Below are 17,402 nucleotides of genomic sequence, written 5' to 3'. Positions count from 1 at the left end.
CAACTCCCGGCACTTCTTTCCGAAGTCACCTCGGGTAAGTCATTGCTGGCCAGCGCTGTCGGGGGATAGTTTCGCCCTGCGCCACCCGACATGTACCTGCCCGAGCACCACCTGTGCCTCGGGCCTGTTTCGTTTCCGGATGATGTGGAGATCCCATGCCTCATCTGCGTTCCAGACGCCGGCTCGCTCTCGCCGTGCCGGTCGTTCTGTCGTTGACCGCCTCCCTCGGCTTCCTGCCCGCGGCCGCCTCGGCCGCCCCGACCGCGGAGCCGGCCGCGCAGGCCGCGGACGCACCCCGATTGGCGTACGTCGTCAACACGAAGACGGACCATCGCACCATCGCCTCGGTGAAGAAGGCGATCGCGGCGGCCGGCGGCACCGTCGTCGAGACGTACGCGAAGATCGGTGTGATCGTCGTGCACTCGGCGAACCCGGACTTCGGCGTCCGGATGCGCGCGGTCCGCGGGGTGCAGTCGGCGGGTGCCACCCGCACCGCACCGCTGACCGCCGCCGGGACGACGGACGAAGGCGCCGCACAGCTCCTGACGAAGGAGCAGGCCGCGAAGGTCACCAAGGCCTCCGCCGCCGCGGGCGAGAGCGAGCCCCTCGAGGCCGACCAGTGGGACCTGCGGGCGATCGGCGCCGACAAGGCCGCGCAGATCAACCCGGGCAGCAAGAAGGTCACCGTCGCCGTGATCGACACCGGCGTGGACGACACCCACCCCGACATCGCCCCGAACTTCTCCCGCTCGCAGTCCGCGAGCTGCGTCGGCGGCAAGGCGGACACCAGTGAGGGCTCCTGGCGGCCGTACACCGCGGAGGACTACCACGGCACGCATGTCGCCGGTGAGATAGCCGCGGCCCGCAACGGCATAGGTGTCGCCGGGGTCGCGCCGGGCGTCAAGGTCGCCGGCATCCAGGTGACCGACCCCGTCAACGGCCTCTTCTACCCGGAGAGCGTCGTGTGCGCGTTCGTGTTCGCCGCCGACCACGGCGTGGAGATCACGAACAACAGCTACTACGTGGACCCCTGGCTGTACAACTGCCTGGACGACCCCGACCAGAAGGCGATCGTCGACGCGGTCAACCGGGCCCAGCTGTACGCCCAGCACAAGGGCACCCTGAACGTCGCCGCGGCCGGCAACTCCAACCACGACCTGGACGCGGACTCCCTCGTCGACGACTCCAGCCCCGACGACTCCACGCCGGTCGAGCGCACCGTCGACCCGCACGAGTGCTTCGACGTGCCGACCATGCTGCCGGGTGTCGTCACGGTCAGCGCCGTGGGCGTGAACAACGTCAAGTCGTACTACTCCACCTACGGCAAGGGCGTCGTCGACGTCGCGGCGCCGGGCGGCGACCGGCTGTACCAGATACCGGACACGCCCTCGAAGAACGGCCGCATCCTGTCCACGATGCCGAACAACTCCTACGGCTTCCTTCAGGGCACCTCGATGGCATCGCCGCACGCCGCGGGTGTCGCCGCGCTGCTGAAGTCGACGCATCCGAAGGCGACTCCGGCGCAGCTGCGGGCGCTGCTCAAGGCACAGGCCGACAACCCTGGCTGCCCCGATTCGTACGACCAGGACGGTGACGGCACGCAGGACGCGGTGTGCGAGGGCCCGAAGCGGGTCAACGGCTTCTACGGGTTCGGCATCGTCGACGCGCTGGACGCGGTGGAATAGCCGAACGCCTCGGCGCGGCCCCGACGGGCCGCGCCGCCCGGACTTCCCGCACGGTCCGCCCGTACCACGAACGAACTGGAGAGACCATGACAGCGCCTCACGCGCGCTACCGCAGAGCGATGGCGATCCCGGTCGGGATGGCCATGGCGACGGCACTCGCCTTCCTCCCGAACGTCACCGCGTCCGCAGCCGAGGCCCCCGTCCCGGCCGACGCGACGTCGCTCAGCTATGTCGTCAACGTCCGCCCCGGGCACGGCGTTCCCGGCCAGGTGAAGAAGGCCATAGCCAAGGCCGACGGCACGATCGTGACGTCGTACGACAAGATCGGTGTGATCGTCGTCCACTCGGCGAACCCCGACTTCGCGAAGATCCTGCGCACCGTGCGCGGGGTGGACTCGGCCGGCAACACGCGCAACGCGCCGCTGCCCGCGCAGTCGACGACCGATGTCGGCACGCCGAAGGTGATCAGTGCGGCCGAGGCCGACGCCGTCGAGGCCGTCGACGGGCAGGACCCGTTGGAGCCGTTGCAGTGGGACCTGCCCGCCATCAAGGCGGACAAGGCGCACGAGAAGACGCTGGGCAGCTCCAAGGTGACCGTCGCCGTCATCGACACCGGTGTCGACGACACCCATCCCGACATCGCGCCGAACTTCGACCGCGACGCCTCCGTCAACTGTGTGACGGGCAAGCCCGACACGACCGACGGAGCCTGGCGGCCGGGTGCGACGGAGAGCCCGCACGGCACGCATGTCGCCGGTGAGATCGCGGCCGCCAAGAACGGCGTCGGCATGACGGGCGTGGCACCCGGAGTGAAGGTGTCCGGCATCAAGGTGTCCACCACCGCCGGCTACTTCTACACGGAGGCCGTCGTCTGCGGCTTCATGTGGGCGGCCACGCACGGCGTCGACGTGACCAACAACAGCTATTACACCGACCCCTGGTACTTCAACTGCAAGGACGACCCGGACCAGAAGGCGCTCGTGGACGCCATCTCCCGGGCCTCGCAGTACGCGGAGCGCAAGGGCACGGTCAACGTCGCGGCGGCCGGCAACGAGAACTACGACCTCGCAGCCGACGAGATCACCGACCCGGTCTCCCCGAACGACGCCACGCCCACCGAGCGGGTCATCGATCCGTCCGAGTGCTACGACATCCCGACCCAGCTCCCGGGTGTCGTGACGGTCGCGGCGACCGGCGCGAAGGGCATCAAGTCGTCCTTCTCCAACCACGGTCTCGGCGTCATAGACATCGCCGCCCCCGGTGGCGACTCGACCCGCTTCCAGACCCCGGCCCCGCCGGCCACCAGCGGCCTGATCCTGGGCACGCTGCCCGGCGGCACCTGGGGCTACATGGCCGGTACGTCGATGGCGTCGCCGCATGTCGCGGGCGTCGCCGCGCTCATCAAGTCGACGCACCCGTATGCCCCGCCCGCCCTGGTGAAGGCCCTCCTGTACGCCGAGGCCGACGCCACGCCGTGCACGGACCCGTACGACATCGACGGCGACGGCAAGGTCGACGCGGTGTGCGAGGGAACGAAGAACCGCAACGGCTTCTACGGCTGGGGCACGGCCGACGCGCTGGACGCGGTGACGAAGTAGTGCGGTGACGCAGTAATACGGCCTGTGGGGGGGCCGGGCGGTTCTCCCGTCCGGCCCCTCCCGTGCGTGTTGATCGGGTCAACGCTGCATAGTGCTGGTCATGTCTGACATCCAGTACGTCTGGTCCGCGCTCGGCGGTGATCCCGCTCTGGTCCGGCGGATCTCTGTGACCGCCCGCAAGGGCGCCCTCGAAGCGCGGCTTCCGGTACGGGAATCGGCGCGGGCCTGCGTGGGCGTGTGCGCGCTGGCGGCCGCCGAGTCGGTGGCGCGGCGGAACGGGCTCGGTGAGGTGCCCGGGGTGCGGGTGGACGACGGCGCCGTGGCGACGGCGTTCGTCAGTGAGCGGCATCTGCTCGTCGACGGGCGGGCGCCGGTCACCTTCGCCCCGTTGTCGCGGTTCTGGCGGACGGCGGACGGATGGGTGCGGACGCACGCGAACTATCCGCATCACCGGGCGCGGTTGCTCTCCGCGCTGGGGCTGTCCGACGACCGGGTGTCCGTCGTCGAGTCGGTGCTCGCCGGGCGATCAGCCCTGGAGGTCGAGGAGGCGGTCTACGCCGCCGGCGGCCTGGCGGTCGCGCTGCGCACGCCCGAGGAGTGGGCCGTGCACCCGCAGGGCGTCGCGGTGGCCGGGCGACCGCTGGTCGAGCGCGGGCGGCTGGACACGACGCACGCGCGCGTGCTCGCGCCGGTCGACAGCGGTCCCCTGCTGCCCGCTGCCGGGCTGCGGGTGCTGGACCTGACCCGGGTGATCGCGGGGCCCGTCGCCACCCGCGCGCTCGCCCTGCTGGGCGCCGACGTGCTGCGCGTGGACGCGCCCCAGCTGCCCGAACTGCCCGACCAGCACGCCGACACGGGCTTCGGGAAGCGGTCGACGAGGCTGGACCTGGTGGCCGACCGACGTGTCTTCGAGGAGCTGCTCGCGGCGGCGGACGTGGTCGTCACGGGGTACCGGCCGGGCGCCCTGGACCGGTTCGGTCTGTCGCCCGAGGCACTGGCCGAGCGTCGGCCCGGGGTGGTCGTGGCGCAGCTGTCGGCGTGGGGTGCGTACGGGCCGTGGCGGGAGCGGCGCGGGTTCGACAGCCTGGTGCAGGTCGCGACCGGTATCGCCGCCGTCGAGGGCTCGCCGGAGCGGCCCGGCGCGCTGCCCGCGCAGGCGCTGGACCACGGCACGGGCTATCTGCTGGCGGCCGGGGTGCTGCGCGCGCTGACCGAGCAGTCGTACGACGGCGGCAGCAGGTTCGTACGGCTGGCGCTGGCGCGGACGGCGGCGTGGCTGATGGACGGGGTCGGTCGCGGGGACGCCGGGGACTTGACGCACGACGGCCCGGATGGCCGACTGGCTGAGACCGACAGTCCGCTCGGGCGGCTGCGGTACGCCTTGCCGCCGGTCTCCTTCGCGGGCGGTCCGGTCGACTGGGGGCGGCCGCCGGGGGGCTGGGGGTCCGATCCGGCGCGGTGGGCCTGAGCGGTGGAGCCGCGGAGGGGGGTGGATGGCCGGTATGGCAGGGGGACCGAGTCCCTGAGTGTCGGGGCGCCCGAAAACGTATCCATGGACGGAATGCCGTATCGCCGGCCACTTGGCGCTTGCCCGTTCTGCGACGGTTGGTGAAGATCTTGGGGTGACCTTGACAAGACCCACTCCCGGGGTGGAGGACGAAGGGGCCCTACGGCGCCCCGGTGCCGGCCGGGCTGTCGCCGTGCTCGTGCTGGCGGTGCTGGCGGCACTGATCCCGCTGCTCGGTCCGTCCGCCGCGCTGAACGGCACCGGGGAGGCCGCCGCGCCCGGCACCGGGGGTATCGCCCTGCTGCGGGCGGTGCTGTTCGCGGCGCTCTGCGTCCCGGTGGGCGAGCTGTTCGTGAACCGGCTGGCCCGGGCCGTGCCCGGCGCTCCGGGTGAGGCTCCGCGCAGTTGGGCGCCGTACGCGGCCGGCGTCGGTTTCGTCGCCGCGCTGGGGCTCGCCTCGGTCGTGGCCACGGGCAATCTGGTGCCGGACAGCCTGTCCGAGATCGACGTCGGCGGCCTCTATGCCTCGCGTGACGGCAAGCTGGCGCTGGTGGAGGTCAACGCGTTCCTCGTGGCGGGCCTCTGCGTCTTCTCCGGGCGGCCGGCCACCGTCGGCTGGCCGTTGGCCGCCGTTGTCGTGGCGGAGGCGCTGCGTGCGCACCCCACGACGGAGCACGACCCGCTGATCGGCTCCGGACTGACGCTCGTTCATCTGGCCTGCGCGGCGCTGTGGGCGGGCGGGCTGCTGCACGTGCTGCGCGGACTGCGGCACGACACGCCGACGGGAGTGGCGTTGTTGGGGCTCTACGCGCGCGTGGCCGCCGTTCTGCTCGCCGCCATCACCGCGACCGGGGTGTGGAGTTCGCTGCGCCGGATGCCGCAGGACACCGTCCTGGATCAGCTGACGACGACGGCTTACGGACGCGTCCTGCTCGCCAAGGTGCTCCTCGTGGCCGCCGTCGCCGCACTCGCCCTGTGGGCCCGGATCCGGCTGCGCCACGCGGCCGACCCGCTGACCGCCCGCTCCCCCGCGCGGGCGGAGGTCGTGGTGCTGGGGCTGGTGGTCGCGGCCTCGGCGCTGCTGACGGCGGTGCCGGTGCCGATCAGGTGGTGAGCCTCTGTAGGTGATCCTCAGTTGGTGAGCTTCAGTTGGTGACGAGCGCCTTGGGTGCCGGTGGCGTTTGGACGACCGTCGGCGTCCCTCTGACCAGCAGGAGCTGGGCGGCGGCATAGGTCAGCATGATCCAGAAGTCGGGCCGTGGCGGTTGCGGCCACTCGGCGACGCCGGTCGCGATGAGGGTGTCGGAGAGCATGAAGAGGGCGCCGCCGAGCCCGGCGAGCAGTCCGAACCGGGTGACGGCCCCGAATGCCATGGCCGTGAGCAGGGCGCTGTAGCCGGCGACGGGGACGCGGAGGTCGGCGGGGAGGTCGGGCCACAGCAGGGCGACGGTGGTGACGAGGGCGGTGGCGTAGGCGAGGGCCAGAAGGGCGGTACGCGCGCGTGGAGCCGTACGTGCAGCGCCGTCCCCCTTGAAACCGCCGTACCTCTTGAAACCGCCGTACCTCCTGAAGAGGACGAGGTAGCAGACGTGCCCGGCCGCGAAGGAGGCCATCCCGGCGAGGAAGGCGGGCTCGGCGTCGGACAGGAGCAGGACGTCGCCGCCCCAGCCGAAGAGGAGCGCGGCGAGGAGAAGGCGGGGAGCGCCGCGGACGTAGGCGTGGGCGGCGAGAAGCGGCATCAGCAGCGGCTTGGCCACGGTGTGCCCGGCGTCGGAGCCGACGGCCAGGAAGACGAGGTCGGCGACGGCGGCGAGGGCGAAGGCGCCGAGGAAGGCGCGCGAGGGGCTCACGCGGGCGTCGTCTCCTCGACGGGCGCCGGAGTGGTGGGGGCGGGCTGCCAGCCCGGACCCCGGAACACCCGCCCCGCGCGTTCGCGCCAACTGCCCGCCGCCTTCAGGTCCTTGGCGATGGCGCGGTACTCGTGCGTGGCGACCTTGAGCGGGTTGTACGTGTGGATGTTCTTGGTCAGCCCGTACACGGGCCGTTCGGTCTCGGCGACGAAGGAGCCGAAGAGACGGTCCCAGACGATGAGGATCCCGCCGAAGTTGCGGTCCAGATAGCCGCCCTGCGAGGCATGGTGCACCCGGTGGTGCGACGGCGTGTTGAGGACGAACTCGAACCAGCGGGGCATCTTGTCGATGCGCTCGGTGTGGATCCAGAACTGGTAGACGAGGTTCGCCGAGGAGCAGAACGCGAGGGCTGCCGGATGCACACCGCACGCGATGAGGGGGACGTAGAACGGCCAGACGGTCAGGGACGTCCAGGGCTGGCGCAGGGCCGTGGTGAGGTTGAAGTTCCGGCTGGAGTGGTGGACGACGTGGCAGGCCCACAGGATGCGGATGACGTGGTGGCCGCGGTGCGACCAGTAGTAGAAGAAGTCCTGCGCGAGCAGCATCAGCGGGACCGTCCACCACAGGACGGGGACGCGAAGCGGGGTGAGTTCGTAGATCGCCGTGTAGATGGCGACGATGGGGATCTTCCAGAGCAGGTCGAAGACGAGACTGCCGAGGCCCATGGTGACGCTCGTCGCGGCGTCCTTCGCCTCGTACCCCGCGGCGTCGTCGTCGGGGTGAATTCGGACGCTGATCATCTCGACCACGGTGAGCAGCACAAAGGCGGGTATCGACCACAGCACGACATCGGGCAGGTTCGGCATGGAGGCACCGTAGAACCGCTGGTCGTCCGGGGCTAGACGTTGTTACCCACAAGTATTACCGGGGGTACGCGCTTACTTGTTGGTGATCTCCACCAAGTCGGCCACCTCCATCACGCCCCGTCACACCCCCGCGGCCCCCAACAACGACCCGGCCGCGTAGGTGACCCCCATCGCCAGCACCCCGCCCCCCACGTTCCGCAGCACCGCCCGCCCGGGCTCGGCTCCGCCCAGCCGCGCACTGCTCCACCCCGTGACGACCAGCGCGACCACCACCGACACCACCGTGACCGGGAGCCGCCAGTCCGACCCCGGCAGCACGATCGCCAGCAACGGCAGCAGGGCGCCCACCGTGAAGGCGACGAAGCTCGCGCCGGCCGCGTGCCACGGGTTCGTCAGGGCCTCGGGATCGATACCGAGCTCCACGCGCGCGTGCGCCTTGAGCGCATCACGCTCCGTCAGCTGGACGGCGGCCTCCCTGGCCACGTCCCGCGACAGCCCGCGCTCCTCGAGAAGCTCCGTCAGCTCCTCCAGTTCCGCCTCCGGTTGCTCCCGCAGCTCCCGTTCCTCGACGTCCAGCGCGGCCTGCTCCGAGTCCCGCTGGGTGGACACCGACACGTACTCCCCTGCGGCCATGGACATGGAACCGGCGAGCAGGCCCGCGAGCCCCGCCGTCAGCAGTGCCGAGCGGTCGTCGGTGGCTCCGGCGACGCCGACGACCAGACCGGCGGTGGACACGATGCCGTCGTTGGCGCCGAGGACCGCCGCCCGCAGCCAGTTGAGCCGTGCCCCGAGGGCGCCGCCGTGGGGCTCGTCGTGCGTGGGTTCCGTCACCCGGGGAGGATCGCACTCGGGGCGCCGCCGGAGTAGTACCGACGCTCCCGCCCCGACGCACCGCACGGACATTCGCGCCGCCCGAACGCCCGGGCGGGAGACGGCACCTGACGGACAGGACTGTCGGACCCGGCCCGTATCCTCAGTGACCATGCTCGAAGACCGTACGACCGCAGTGTCCTCCGCCACGGTGTGGCCGACCGCGTATCCCCAGGGATACGCGGTCGTTGACGTGGAGACCACGGGCCTGGCCCGGGACGACCGGATAATCTCCGCGGCCGTCTACCGGCTGGACGCGCGCGGCGAGGTCGAGGACCACTGGTACACACTGGTCAACCCGGAGCGGGACCCGGGCCCGGTGTGGATTCACGGTCTGACGAGCGACGTGCTCGAGGGCGCGCCCCTGTTCCAGGACATCGCCGAGGAGTTCGCGACCCGGCTTGAAGGCCGGGTGCTCGTCGCGCACAACGCCGTCTTCGACTGGCAGATGATCGCCCGGGAGTACGCACGCGCGCGGAGCGAGGCGCCGGTGCGGCAGCGGCTGTGCACCATCGCGCTCTCGAAGGAGCTGGGCCTGCCGCTGCCCAACCACAAGCTGGAGTCGCTCGCCGCGCATTTCGGCGTCGTGCAGCAGCGGGCGCACCACGCGCTGGACGACGCGCGCGTGCTGGCGGAGGCGTTCCGGCCGAGCCTGTACGCCGCAGCGCAGAGCGGCGTACGGCTGCCGCTGCACGAGTGCCGCCCGCTGACCGAGTGGACGGACCGGCCCGCGCCCCGGGTCGGACAGCAGGCGAGCGGCTACAGCAGCTACCGGCCCAGCAGTTGGCGTCCGGCCCGCAGGAGGCCCGCGTGTCCGTACCCCAACCCCGGCCGCTATGTAACGGGCAAGCGGCTCAAGCAGGGCATGCGCGTCGCCTTCTCCGGAGACACCTCCGTCGAGCGTGAGCTGCTGGAGGACCGGGCGACCGAGGCCGGGCTCCATGTCGCGACGAGCCTGTCCCGGCTGACCAGCCTGCTGGTCACGAACGACCCGGACTCAGGCACGTCCAAAGTCGTCAAGGCCCGCCAGTTCGGCACACCGGTGGTCGACGAGGCGGCGTTCGGACAGCTCCTCGGGGACGTGGAACCGGCATCGGAGCAGTGACCGTACGGACGGGTGATTGCCGCGCGACTCGCCCGGAGCCCTCTCGCCCGGGCCAGGGCGACGGCCCACCCTGTGGCGCATGGCGACATGTGAAGTTTGCGGCAATAACTACGGAATGACCTTCGAGGTCCACGCACAGGGCGCGGTGCACGTCTTCGACTGCTTCTCCTGCGCGATCCACCGCATGGCACCCATCTGCGAGCACTGCCGCGTCCAGATCATCGGGCAGGGCGTCGAGGTCGAGGGCCACTGGTACTGCGGCGCCCACTGCGCCCGCGCGGAGGGAAAGGTGGGGATCGTCGACAACGTCTGACCCGGTACCCGCCTGACCGCACCCCACGACCGAGTTGTACGGTCGTGGGGTGTACCGCTTCCTGTTGTCCCGGCAGTGGGTGATCCTCACGCTGGTCGCCCTCCTCCTCATCCCCACGATGATCAGGCTGGGCATCTGGCAGATGCACCGCTACGAGATGCGCACCGCCCGCAACGAACTCGTCGCCGACGCGCTGGCCGCGAAGCCGGTACCCGTGGAGAAGCTGACCTCCGCCGGACACACCGTCACCACCGACGAGCGGTACCACCGGGTGACCGCGAAGGGCCGCTTCGACACCGACCACGAGGTCGTCGTCCGCCGCCGCACCAACTCCGACGACGAGGTCGGCTATCACGTCCTGACCCCGTTCGTCCTCGACGACGGCAAGGTCCTGCTCGTCAACCGCGGCTGGATCCCCGCGGACAGCCCGAGCCAGACCACGTTCCCCAAGATCCCCGCTCCGCCCCGCGGCGAGGTCACCGTCACCGGACGGCTGATGCCCGACGAGACGACCGAGGCGAGCGGCATCAAGAACCTCAAGGGCCTGCCGGACCGGCAGATCATGCTGATCAACAGCGAGCACGAGGCGCAGCGCCTCGACGCCCAGGTGCTCGGCGGCTACATCGCCCAGACTGCACCCGAGCCGAAGGGCGACACCCCGGAGCTGCTCGGCAATCCCGGCAACGAGGACGCGGCACTGAACTACGCGTACGCCATCCAGTGGTGGCTGTTCTCCGCGGGCGTCCCCATCGGCTGGGTCATCCTGGTCCGCCGCGAGACCCGTGAGCGGTCGAAGGACGAGGACGGAGCGGACGAGACCGCGCCGGCCGAACCCGCGGCGGTTTAGACAGAGCCCGCGGCCCGTCGCTCCCGGCCCCGGACCGGATCGTTCGCCACTCTCCCGGCCCCGGACCCGATTGCCCGTCACTCTCCCGGCCCGGTCTGGATTGTGCCTGACCCCCGCCGGGAACCCGGAATCCGTGCACCCCCGAATCGAGGACTACGCGCTCATCGGCGACGAACAGACGGCGGCCCTGGTCGGACGGGACGGCTCGGTCGACTGGCTGTGTCTCCCCCGCTTCGACTCGGCCGCCTGCTTCGCCAGGCTGCTCGGCGACGAGGAGAACGGCCACTGGCGCATCGCGCCCAAGGACGCGAGAGGTCTCTGTACGCGCCGCCGCTACCGCCCGAACACCCTCGTCCTGGACACCGAGTGGGACACCGAGGAGGGCTCGGTCCGCGTCACCGACCTGATGCCGCAGCGCGATCTCGCCCCCGATCTCGTACGCATCGTGGAAGGACTCAGCGGCCGGGTCACCGTCTGCAGCTCGCTCCGGCTCCGCTTCGACTACGGCTCGATCGTGCCCTGGATGCGCCGCTCCGACGGTCACCACGTGGCCATCGCGGGCCCGGACTCGGCGTGGCTGCGCACCGAGCCCGCAGTGCGCACCTGGGGCGAGGACCTCTGCACGCACTCGGAGTTCACGGTCGAGGAGGGCGAGCGGGTCGCCTTCGTCCTGACCTGGCACCCCTCCCACGAGCCGCGTCCGCCGCTCGTCGACCCGTACGAGGCACTGGACGCGAGTGTCGAGGACTGGCAGATCTGGGCGGAGCGGTGCCGCTACGACGGCCCCTACAAGGAAGAGGTCGTACGCTCCCTGATCACCCTCAAGGCCCTCACCTACAAGCCGACCGGCGGCATCGTCGCCGCCCCCACCACCTCGCTCCCCGAGGAGCTGGGCGGCGTACGCAACTGGGACTACCGCTACTGCTGGCTGCGCGACTCCACCCTCACGCTGAACGTGGGTCTGTCCGCGGGGTACTGGGAGGAGGCCGAGGCATGGCGCAACTGGCTGCTGCGCGCGGTCGCCGGTGACCCGGCCGACCTTCAGATCATGTACGGCCTGGCGGGCGAGCGGCGGCTGCCCGAGTTCGAGGTGCCCTGGCTGTGCGGCTTCGCGGGCTCGGCGCCCGTACGCATCGGCAACCAGGCCGTGCAGCAGCTTCAGTTGGACGTCTACGGCGAGGTCATGGACTCGCTGGCGCTGGCCCGGGAGGCGGGACTGTCCACCAGGCCGCACATGTGGGCGATTCAGGCCGCCCTGGTCGAGTGGCTGCGCTCGCACTGGCGGCAGCCGGACGAGGGGCTGTGGGAGGTGCGCGGCGGCCGCCGTCACTTCGTGCACTCGAAGGTGATGGTCTGGGTGGCCGCGGACCGGGCGGTGAGCGCGCTGGAGAAGAACCCGAAGCTGGAGGGCGACCTCGACGGCTGGCGCGAGCTGCGCGACGAGGTGCACCGCGAGGTGTGCGAGAAGGGCTACGACGCCGAGCGGAACACGTTCACGCAGTACTACGGCTCCCGTGGGCTCGACGCGGCGCTGCTGCTCATCCCCCGGGTCGGCTTCCTGCCGCCCGACGACCCACGCGTCACCGGCACCATCGAGGCGATCCGCGCCGAGCTCAGCCATGACGGCTTCCTGCACCGCTACAGCACCGACACCGCGACCGTCGACGGACTGCAGGGCAGCGAGGGCACGTTCCTGGCCTGCTCGTTCTGGCTCGCGGAGGCGCTGCACATGGCGGGGCGTACGCAGGAGGCACGCGAGCTGTTCGAACGGCTGGTGGGGCTCGCCAACGACGTGGGCCTGCTGGCCGAGGAGTACGACCCGGTCGCCGGCCGGCAGCTCGGCAACTTCCCGCAGGCGTTCAGCCACATCGGTCTGGTGAACACCGCCCTCGCCCTGTTCGGGGGCGACACGGCAGGATAGGGGCCATGGATCTTGGACTGAAGGACCGGGTGTACGTCGTCACCGGAGCCACCCGCGGGCTGGGCAACGCGGCCGCGCGCGAGCTCGTCGCCGACGGGGCGAAGGTGATCATCACAGGGCGGGACGCCGAGGCTGCCGCCGCGGCCGCGTCCGAGCTGGGGCCGAACGCCGTCGGAGTGGGCGCGGACAACGCCGACCGGGAGGCGCCGGCGCGTCTCATCGCGGCCGCGCGTGAGCACTTCGGCGGGTTCGACGGGGTTCTGGTGAGTGTCGGCGGTCCCGCGCCGGGGTTTGCCGCCGACAACACGGACGAGCAGTGGGAGACGGCGTTCGAGTCGGTGTTCCTCGGGGCGGTGCGGCTGGCGCGGGCGGCGGCCGGGGAGTTGGACACGGGCGGCGTCATCGGTTTCGTACTGTCTGCCTCCGTGCACGAGCCGATTCCGGGGCTGACCATCTCCAACGGGCTGCGTCCCGGTCTGGCCGGGTTCGCGAAGTCCCTGTCGGACGAGCTGGGCCCGCGGGGGATCAGGGTCGTCGGACTGCTGCCGTCCCGGATCGACACGGATCGCGTGCGCGAGCTGGACGGGCTGTCGGCGGACCCCGAGGCCACGCGGGCGGCGCACGAGTCCCGGATTCCGTTGCGGCGGTACGGGACGGCGGAGGAGTTCGGGCGGGTGTCGGCTTTCCTGCTGTCTCCGGCCGCGTCCTATCTGACGGGGATCATGGTGCCGGTGGACGGCGGGGCACGGCACGGGTTCTAGTCACACCGCGGTACGTCAAGTCACCCTTTCCGCACGGTGCTTGGCCGCCCTCAGCCGTACCTCTGCCGGCAGCGTCTTGAGGCCCGCCGAGTCCCTCGCGTGGGCCAGGGCCTGGGCTGTGACGTGGTTGAGGGCTTCGCCGGGGTCCACGTGGGGTTCCAGGAGGAGGCGTACGCGGGCCTCGGGGGTGCTGCGGCGGCCGGTGAGTTCCGCGTGGGCGCGGGCGATGCCGTCCAGTTGGCCCGCGTCGCCGGCCAGTACGCCTTCCAGGGCCCGGCCGCGCAGCAGGGCGCCTTCGCCGTCGCCGGTGTCGACCAGGACCTCGGCCAGACGGTGCCGGCGCAGCACGGCGGTCAGCCACCACAGGGCGAGCAGGACGAGGACGGCCAGTACGGCGATGACGGTCGGCCACCACCAGCCGTCGTCCCGCCAGCGGGTGCGCTCGGCCTCGTTCAGCAGCACGTCGTGCCGTCCGTCGTGAATCCACCAGGAGGGCGGGTTCACCCCGAGCCCGACGGCGAGCACGGAACCCCCGATCACGACCAGCAGCAGGCCCACGACCCCGAGCAGTACCCGATTGACGACCCTGAGCACCGCGCTCACCCCTTCCGTCCGGGCCGCCGGACGTGTACCGACAGCGCAGGGGGCCGGGACAGCCCGAGACCCTTGATCGCTTCGGCGAGTGTGTCGTCCAAGTCGGCGCGTACGTCGTCCAGTTCCCGGAAGTGCGAGACCGCGCGGATGTCGGCCCTGGAGCGGCGCATCCGCACCTTTGCCGACTGCACACCGGACACCTCCATGGCCCGGTCGCGCAGTACGAGGGCGGCCGCGTCCCGGTGGAGGCCGGCGCGTACGTCGGGGTGGGTGCGCCGCATCGTCAGCACCGCCCGCAGGCCGGGGGTGGCCGCGAGCAGGATCAGCCAGAGGCCGAGGGCCGCGGCGACGCCCGCGCCGACGAGCACCCAGATGTCGTCGAGGGGGCGTTCGGCCAGCTGAGCGGCGAGTTCACGGCGCCAGGCCATGGCCGGCCGGTCGGCGCGGACGGCGGCGATGTCGTACAGGAAGGCACCGGCGACCAGCAGGAGCAGCACCGCGACGAGGGCGGCCGGGATCCGGCGTGCCGACCAGAAGCGGCCGCCGCTTTCTCCGCCGACGGGTTCGTAGTCCGCCGCGGAGGCGGACTGGCCGAGCCCGCCCTCGTCGGCCTTCTCCGCCTTCTCCAGGACGGGCAGCCGCTGAGTGCTCTCGGACCCCTGGGACTCGCTCATTGCGTCCTCCCCTGCGTCACGCCGGGTACCGGTACCGGATGCAGCCGCTCCACCTGGACGGCCACCTCATGCACCTCCATCCCCACCAGAGCGACTACCCGCTGGATGACGTGCCGACGCACGGACGCGCACTGCCGGCCGACGTCGGAGGGGTAGCCGAGGTCGAGGGTCACCCGGACGCGGACGGTGTCGTGGTGCACGACGACCGAGGCATGCGGCGGAGCGGCGTCCACGGGCAGCACGCCCAGCGCCTCACGCGCCGCCTGCGAGGCGATCTTCGCCACGACCCGGTCGGCGATCCGCGTGGCACCGCGTTCCCCGGGCGGTACGGCAGTGCTGGGTCTGCGGAGCTCGGCGGCCCCTGTGCTCACGGACGTCACCGCCGTCGGTCGTCACGGGAGCGGAAGAAGTCGCCGATGTCCAGGTCTCCCTCCAGGAACCGGCCGACCACGAATCCGATGGCGCCCAGCGCAGCCACCAGCAGGAAGGCGCCGAACCCGCCGAAGTATCCGGCGAAGCCCAGGGCCATTCCGGCGATCATGCCGATCACAGCCATGCTCATGGTGCGCTCCTTGGCGGTTCGGTCGCCGACGGGTCACTGAATCCGGGGTTCCTGCTCCTCTTCTTCTTCCTCCGGCAGCTTCACATCACTCACCGCGATATTGACCTCGACCACTTCGAGCCCGGTCATCCGCTCCACGGCCGTGATCACGTTCTCGCGTACATCCCGGGCCACATCGCCGATCGACACGCCGTAGTCGACGACGATCTCCAGATCGAGCGCGGTCTGCACCTCCCCGACCTCGGCCTTCACACCCCGTGTCACGGACTTCGACCCGCCGGGCACCCGGTCCCGTACGGCTCCGAAGGTCCGCGACAGCCCGCTCCCCATGGCGTGTACGCCCACCACATCCCGGGCAGCGAGCCCGGCGATCTTCTCCACCACTCCGTCGGCGATCGTGGTCCGCCCCCGGCTCGCCGCTTCCCCGCCCCCGCGCTTGATCGCCTTACGGGTCTGCACCGGCGGCTCGTTCTCGCCCTCCGGGGTCTGCGTCCGGTTCCGCTCCGTCATGTCGGTCATCGCCGCACGTCCCTTCGGTCGTCGTCCCTCAACACCACCGTAAGCGCGGTTCCGCCCTCGCGCGTCGGGGATGCGGCAGGCTGGGGCAATGACGTCCGACCGGTTGGCGCAGACAGTACGACAGCAGCTGGGGCTGGGCAGACTCGTCCCGCTGGGCAACCCGCGCGACGGCGCGTGGATCACGGAGCGGGCGGCCGAGGCGGTGCTCCAGCGCTCAGCGGAGGGGGTGCGCGGGGTGCGCCTGGGCGCGGTGCGGATCGCGCTCACCGATCCGGATGACGCCCAGGAACCGGCCGTACAGCCTCCACCGAGCGCACTGCTGCCCGGTCCGCTCCGTCTGACGGCGGACTTCGCCGCGACGGCTTCGGCGCCACTGCCGACGACGGCTGCCCGTCTGCGCAGCACGCTGGCAACGGCCGCGATTCAACAGCTGGGGCTGACGGTGACGGACGTGGACCTGCGGGTGACGGCCCTGCTGGACGAGGACACAGCGCCCACGGCCGTACGACCGCCCGAGCCGAGGGCGGCTTCGGAAGCCCGGGAGGGTGATGAAGCCCGGGTGGCCGAGGCAGCGCTCGGCGTCCCGGGGGTGACCGGCCTGACGGGCACACTGGGCCGGGCGGTTCACATCGAAGAACGGCAGACCGACGACACCGTCCTGCCACACCGTCACGTACGAGTGGAACTGGCGACCGCCGCGGACCACCGAGCCCTGGACGTGGCCCGGGAGGTCCGCGCGGCGGTGTCGAAGGCGCTGCGGAACGCCCCGACGGTGGCGGTGCTGGTGACAGCGGTCACCTGACCCCGCCGCTCATGCGACCCCGCTGTTCATTCGCCCAGCCCGGCCAGCGCCCTGAGCCGCCGAGCCTGCGCGGCCCGCTCAGCCGCGCACTGCTCCTCGTAGGTCCGCTCCCCTGCCCCGCGCAGCAGCGCCTTCGTCTCGATCACGGCATCCCGAGGCGCGGCGACGATCGCCGCCGCCAGATCCTGTACGGCCGCGTCCAACTGGTCGCCCGGCACCGCGATGTTCGCCAGGCCCGTGCTCACGGCTTCGTCGGCCGGTACAGAGCGCCCGGTCACGCAGATCTCCAGCGCCCGCGCATACCCGACGAGCCCCACCAGGGGATGTGTGCCGGTCAGGTCCGGCACCAGGCCCAGGCTGGTCTCGCGCATGGCAAACTGCACGTCGTCCGCGACGACGCGCAGGTCACACGCCAAGGCAAGCTGGAACCCGGCTCCGATGGCATGCCCCTGGACGGCGGCGATGGACACGATGTCGCTCTGCCGCCACCAGGTGAAGCCCTCCTGGAACCCGGCGATGGACGCGTCCACCTCGGCGTCGCTGCCGCGCGCGAGGTCGATGAACGACGGCTCGCCCTCGATGCCTTCGGGCGTGAACATCCGCCGATCGAGACCGGCGGAGAAGGACTTGCCCTCACCGCGCAGCACGACCACACGCACGCTGCCCGGCAGCAGCCGCCCGGCCTCGCCCAGCGCACGCCACATAGCGGGGCTCTGCGCGTTGCGCTTGGCCGGATTGGCCAGCGTCACCGTGGCGATCGCGTCGTCGACGGTGAGCCGTACGCCGTCCTTGTCGAGTACGGGACCTTCGGGACTTTGGGCAACAACGTCCTGGTCGGGCGAAGCCATGGGGCGCCTCCGATGTGTGCGGTCATCGTGGATGCCGTACCACACGGTAGGCATCGTTAAGTGACTGCACAGTAACCACC

At 71.4% G+C, this 17,402-nt stretch carries 19 protein-coding genes; 10 read left to right on the top strand and 9 right to left on the bottom strand.

Annotated features, from left to right (window positions below):
• Positions 1-155 precede the first annotated feature (155 nt).
• The 4 genes from ACIHFB_RS12385 (at position 156) to ACIHFB_RS12370 (ending at position 5,904) form a co-directional block, all read left to right on the top strand.
• Positions 156-1,685, top strand: a complete 1,530-nt coding sequence (locus ACIHFB_RS12385) for a S8 family peptidase (RefSeq protein ID WP_400126700.1) — start codon at positions 156-158, stop codon at positions 1,683-1,685.
• An 86-nt stretch (positions 1,686-1,771) separates the two neighbouring features.
• Positions 1,772-3,283 carry a S8 family serine peptidase gene (locus ACIHFB_RS12380; protein ID WP_365287156.1) on the top strand — a complete coding sequence of 504 codons (1,512 nt, stop codon included), beginning with the start codon at positions 1,772-1,774 and terminating at the stop codon, positions 3,281-3,283.
• 100 nt (positions 3,284-3,383) lie between these two features.
• Positions 3,384-4,751 (top strand): CoA transferase, encoded by a 1,368-nt coding sequence (locus ACIHFB_RS12375; protein ID WP_400126697.1) that lies wholly within the window; start codon positions 3,384-3,386, stop codon positions 4,749-4,751.
• Positions 4,752-4,905: 154 nt separating this feature from the next.
• Entirely contained in the window at positions 4,906-5,904 is a 999-nt protein-coding gene (locus tag ACIHFB_RS12370; RefSeq protein ID WP_400126695.1) for a CopD family protein, read from the top strand.
• Between the two features lie 31 nt (positions 5,905-5,935).
• On the opposite strand, the gene ACIHFB_RS12365 is transcribed toward ACIHFB_RS12370, so the two are convergent.
• The 3 genes from ACIHFB_RS12365 to ACIHFB_RS12355 all read right to left on the bottom strand — a co-directional run bounded on the left by ACIHFB_RS12365 (position 5,936) and on the right by ACIHFB_RS12355 (position 8,337).
• Complete coding sequence (locus ACIHFB_RS12365; RefSeq protein WP_400126694.1) at positions 5,936-6,640, bottom strand: lysoplasmalogenase; 705 nt, start codon at positions 6,638-6,640, stop codon at positions 5,936-5,938.
• On the bottom strand, positions 6,637-7,506 hold the full coding sequence (locus ACIHFB_RS12360; RefSeq protein WP_400126692.1) for a sterol desaturase family protein: 870 nt from the start codon (positions 7,504-7,506) through the stop codon (positions 6,637-6,639). The genes ACIHFB_RS12365 and ACIHFB_RS12360 overlap by 4 nt, the downstream gene beginning before the upstream one ends.
• Positions 7,507-7,626: 120 nt before the next feature.
• Positions 7,627-8,337: a VIT family protein gene (locus ACIHFB_RS12355; RefSeq protein WP_400126690.1), complete on the bottom strand. Its 711-nt coding sequence runs from the start codon at positions 8,335-8,337 to the stop codon at positions 7,627-7,629.
• Between the two features lie 151 nt (positions 8,338-8,488).
• Between ACIHFB_RS12355 and ACIHFB_RS12350 the strand changes: the two genes are divergently transcribed.
• From ACIHFB_RS12350 to ACIHFB_RS12330, 5 genes are all read left to right on the top strand, one after another.
• Complete coding sequence (locus ACIHFB_RS12350) at positions 8,489-9,481, top strand: DEDDh family exonuclease (RefSeq protein WP_365287168.1); 993 nt, start codon at positions 8,489-8,491, stop codon at positions 9,479-9,481.
• A 79-nt stretch (positions 9,482-9,560) separates the two neighbouring features.
• On the top strand, positions 9,561-9,794 hold the full coding sequence (locus ACIHFB_RS12345; RefSeq protein WP_365287170.1) for a hypothetical protein: 234 nt from the start codon (positions 9,561-9,563) through the stop codon (positions 9,792-9,794).
• Positions 9,795-9,843: 49 nt separating this feature from the next.
• The gene (locus tag ACIHFB_RS12340) at positions 9,844-10,641 is read left to right on the top strand and encodes an SURF1 family protein (RefSeq protein ID WP_400126688.1); all 798 of its coding nucleotides are present in this window, start codon (positions 9,844-9,846) and stop codon (positions 10,639-10,641) included.
• 133 nt (positions 10,642-10,774) lie between these two features.
• Positions 10,775-12,562: a glycoside hydrolase family 15 protein gene (locus ACIHFB_RS12335; protein WP_400126686.1), complete on the top strand. Its 1,788-nt coding sequence runs from the start codon at positions 10,775-10,777 to the stop codon at positions 12,560-12,562.
• Between the two features lie 5 nt (positions 12,563-12,567).
• Positions 12,568-13,323 (top strand): SDR family oxidoreductase, encoded by a 756-nt coding sequence (locus tag ACIHFB_RS12330; protein ID WP_365287176.1) that lies wholly within the window; start codon positions 12,568-12,570, stop codon positions 13,321-13,323.
• Between the two features lie 15 nt (positions 13,324-13,338).
• Here ACIHFB_RS12330 and amaP read toward each other — a convergent pair whose 3' ends face one another.
• Genes amaP through ACIHFB_RS12305 form a run of 5 tightly spaced genes read right to left on the bottom strand, consistent with a single transcriptional unit; the run spans position 13,339 to position 15,672 of the window.
• Positions 13,339-13,917, bottom strand: a complete 579-nt coding sequence (gene amaP / locus ACIHFB_RS12325; protein WP_400126684.1) for an alkaline shock response membrane anchor protein AmaP — start codon at positions 13,915-13,917, stop codon at positions 13,339-13,341.
• Positions 13,918-13,922: 5 nt separating this feature from the next.
• Complete coding sequence (locus tag ACIHFB_RS12320; RefSeq protein ID WP_400126682.1) at positions 13,923-14,591, bottom strand: DUF6286 domain-containing protein; 669 nt, start codon at positions 14,589-14,591, stop codon at positions 13,923-13,925.
• Positions 14,588-14,971: a hypothetical protein gene (locus ACIHFB_RS12315; protein ID WP_365287182.1), complete on the bottom strand. Its 384-nt coding sequence runs from the start codon at positions 14,969-14,971 to the stop codon at positions 14,588-14,590. Before ACIHFB_RS12315 ends, ACIHFB_RS12320 begins: the two co-directional genes overlap by 4 nt.
• A complete protein-coding gene (locus ACIHFB_RS12310; RefSeq protein WP_155054887.1) occupies positions 14,968-15,153 on the bottom strand; it encodes a hypothetical protein in 186 nt (61 codons plus the stop codon). Before ACIHFB_RS12310 ends, ACIHFB_RS12315 begins: the two co-directional genes overlap by 4 nt.
• Positions 15,154-15,186: 33 nt before the next feature.
• Positions 15,187-15,672 (bottom strand): Asp23/Gls24 family envelope stress response protein, encoded by a 486-nt coding sequence (locus ACIHFB_RS12305; protein WP_365287184.1) that lies wholly within the window; start codon positions 15,670-15,672, stop codon positions 15,187-15,189.
• A gap of 88 nt (positions 15,673-15,760) precedes the next feature.
• Here ACIHFB_RS12305 and ACIHFB_RS12300 point away from each other — a divergent pair, with 88 nt between their 5' ends.
• Positions 15,761-16,474, top strand: a complete 714-nt coding sequence (locus ACIHFB_RS12300; RefSeq protein WP_400126679.1) for a nucleopolyhedrovirus P10 family protein — start codon at positions 15,761-15,763, stop codon at positions 16,472-16,474.
• Between the two features lie 26 nt (positions 16,475-16,500).
• Here ACIHFB_RS12300 and ACIHFB_RS12295 read toward each other — a convergent pair whose 3' ends face one another.
• Entirely contained in the window at positions 16,501-17,322 is an 822-nt protein-coding gene (locus ACIHFB_RS12295) for an enoyl-CoA hydratase/isomerase family protein (protein ID WP_365287188.1), read from the bottom strand.
• Positions 17,323-17,402: the final 80 nt, after the last annotated feature.

The organism is Streptomyces sp. NPDC051963 (assembly GCF_044593495.1).
Lineage (GTDB): Bacteria > Actinomycetota > Actinomycetes > Streptomycetales > Streptomycetaceae > Streptomyces.
Note: the sequence above shows the minus strand (reverse complement) of the source record. Positions and strands in the feature narration are given on the sequence as shown.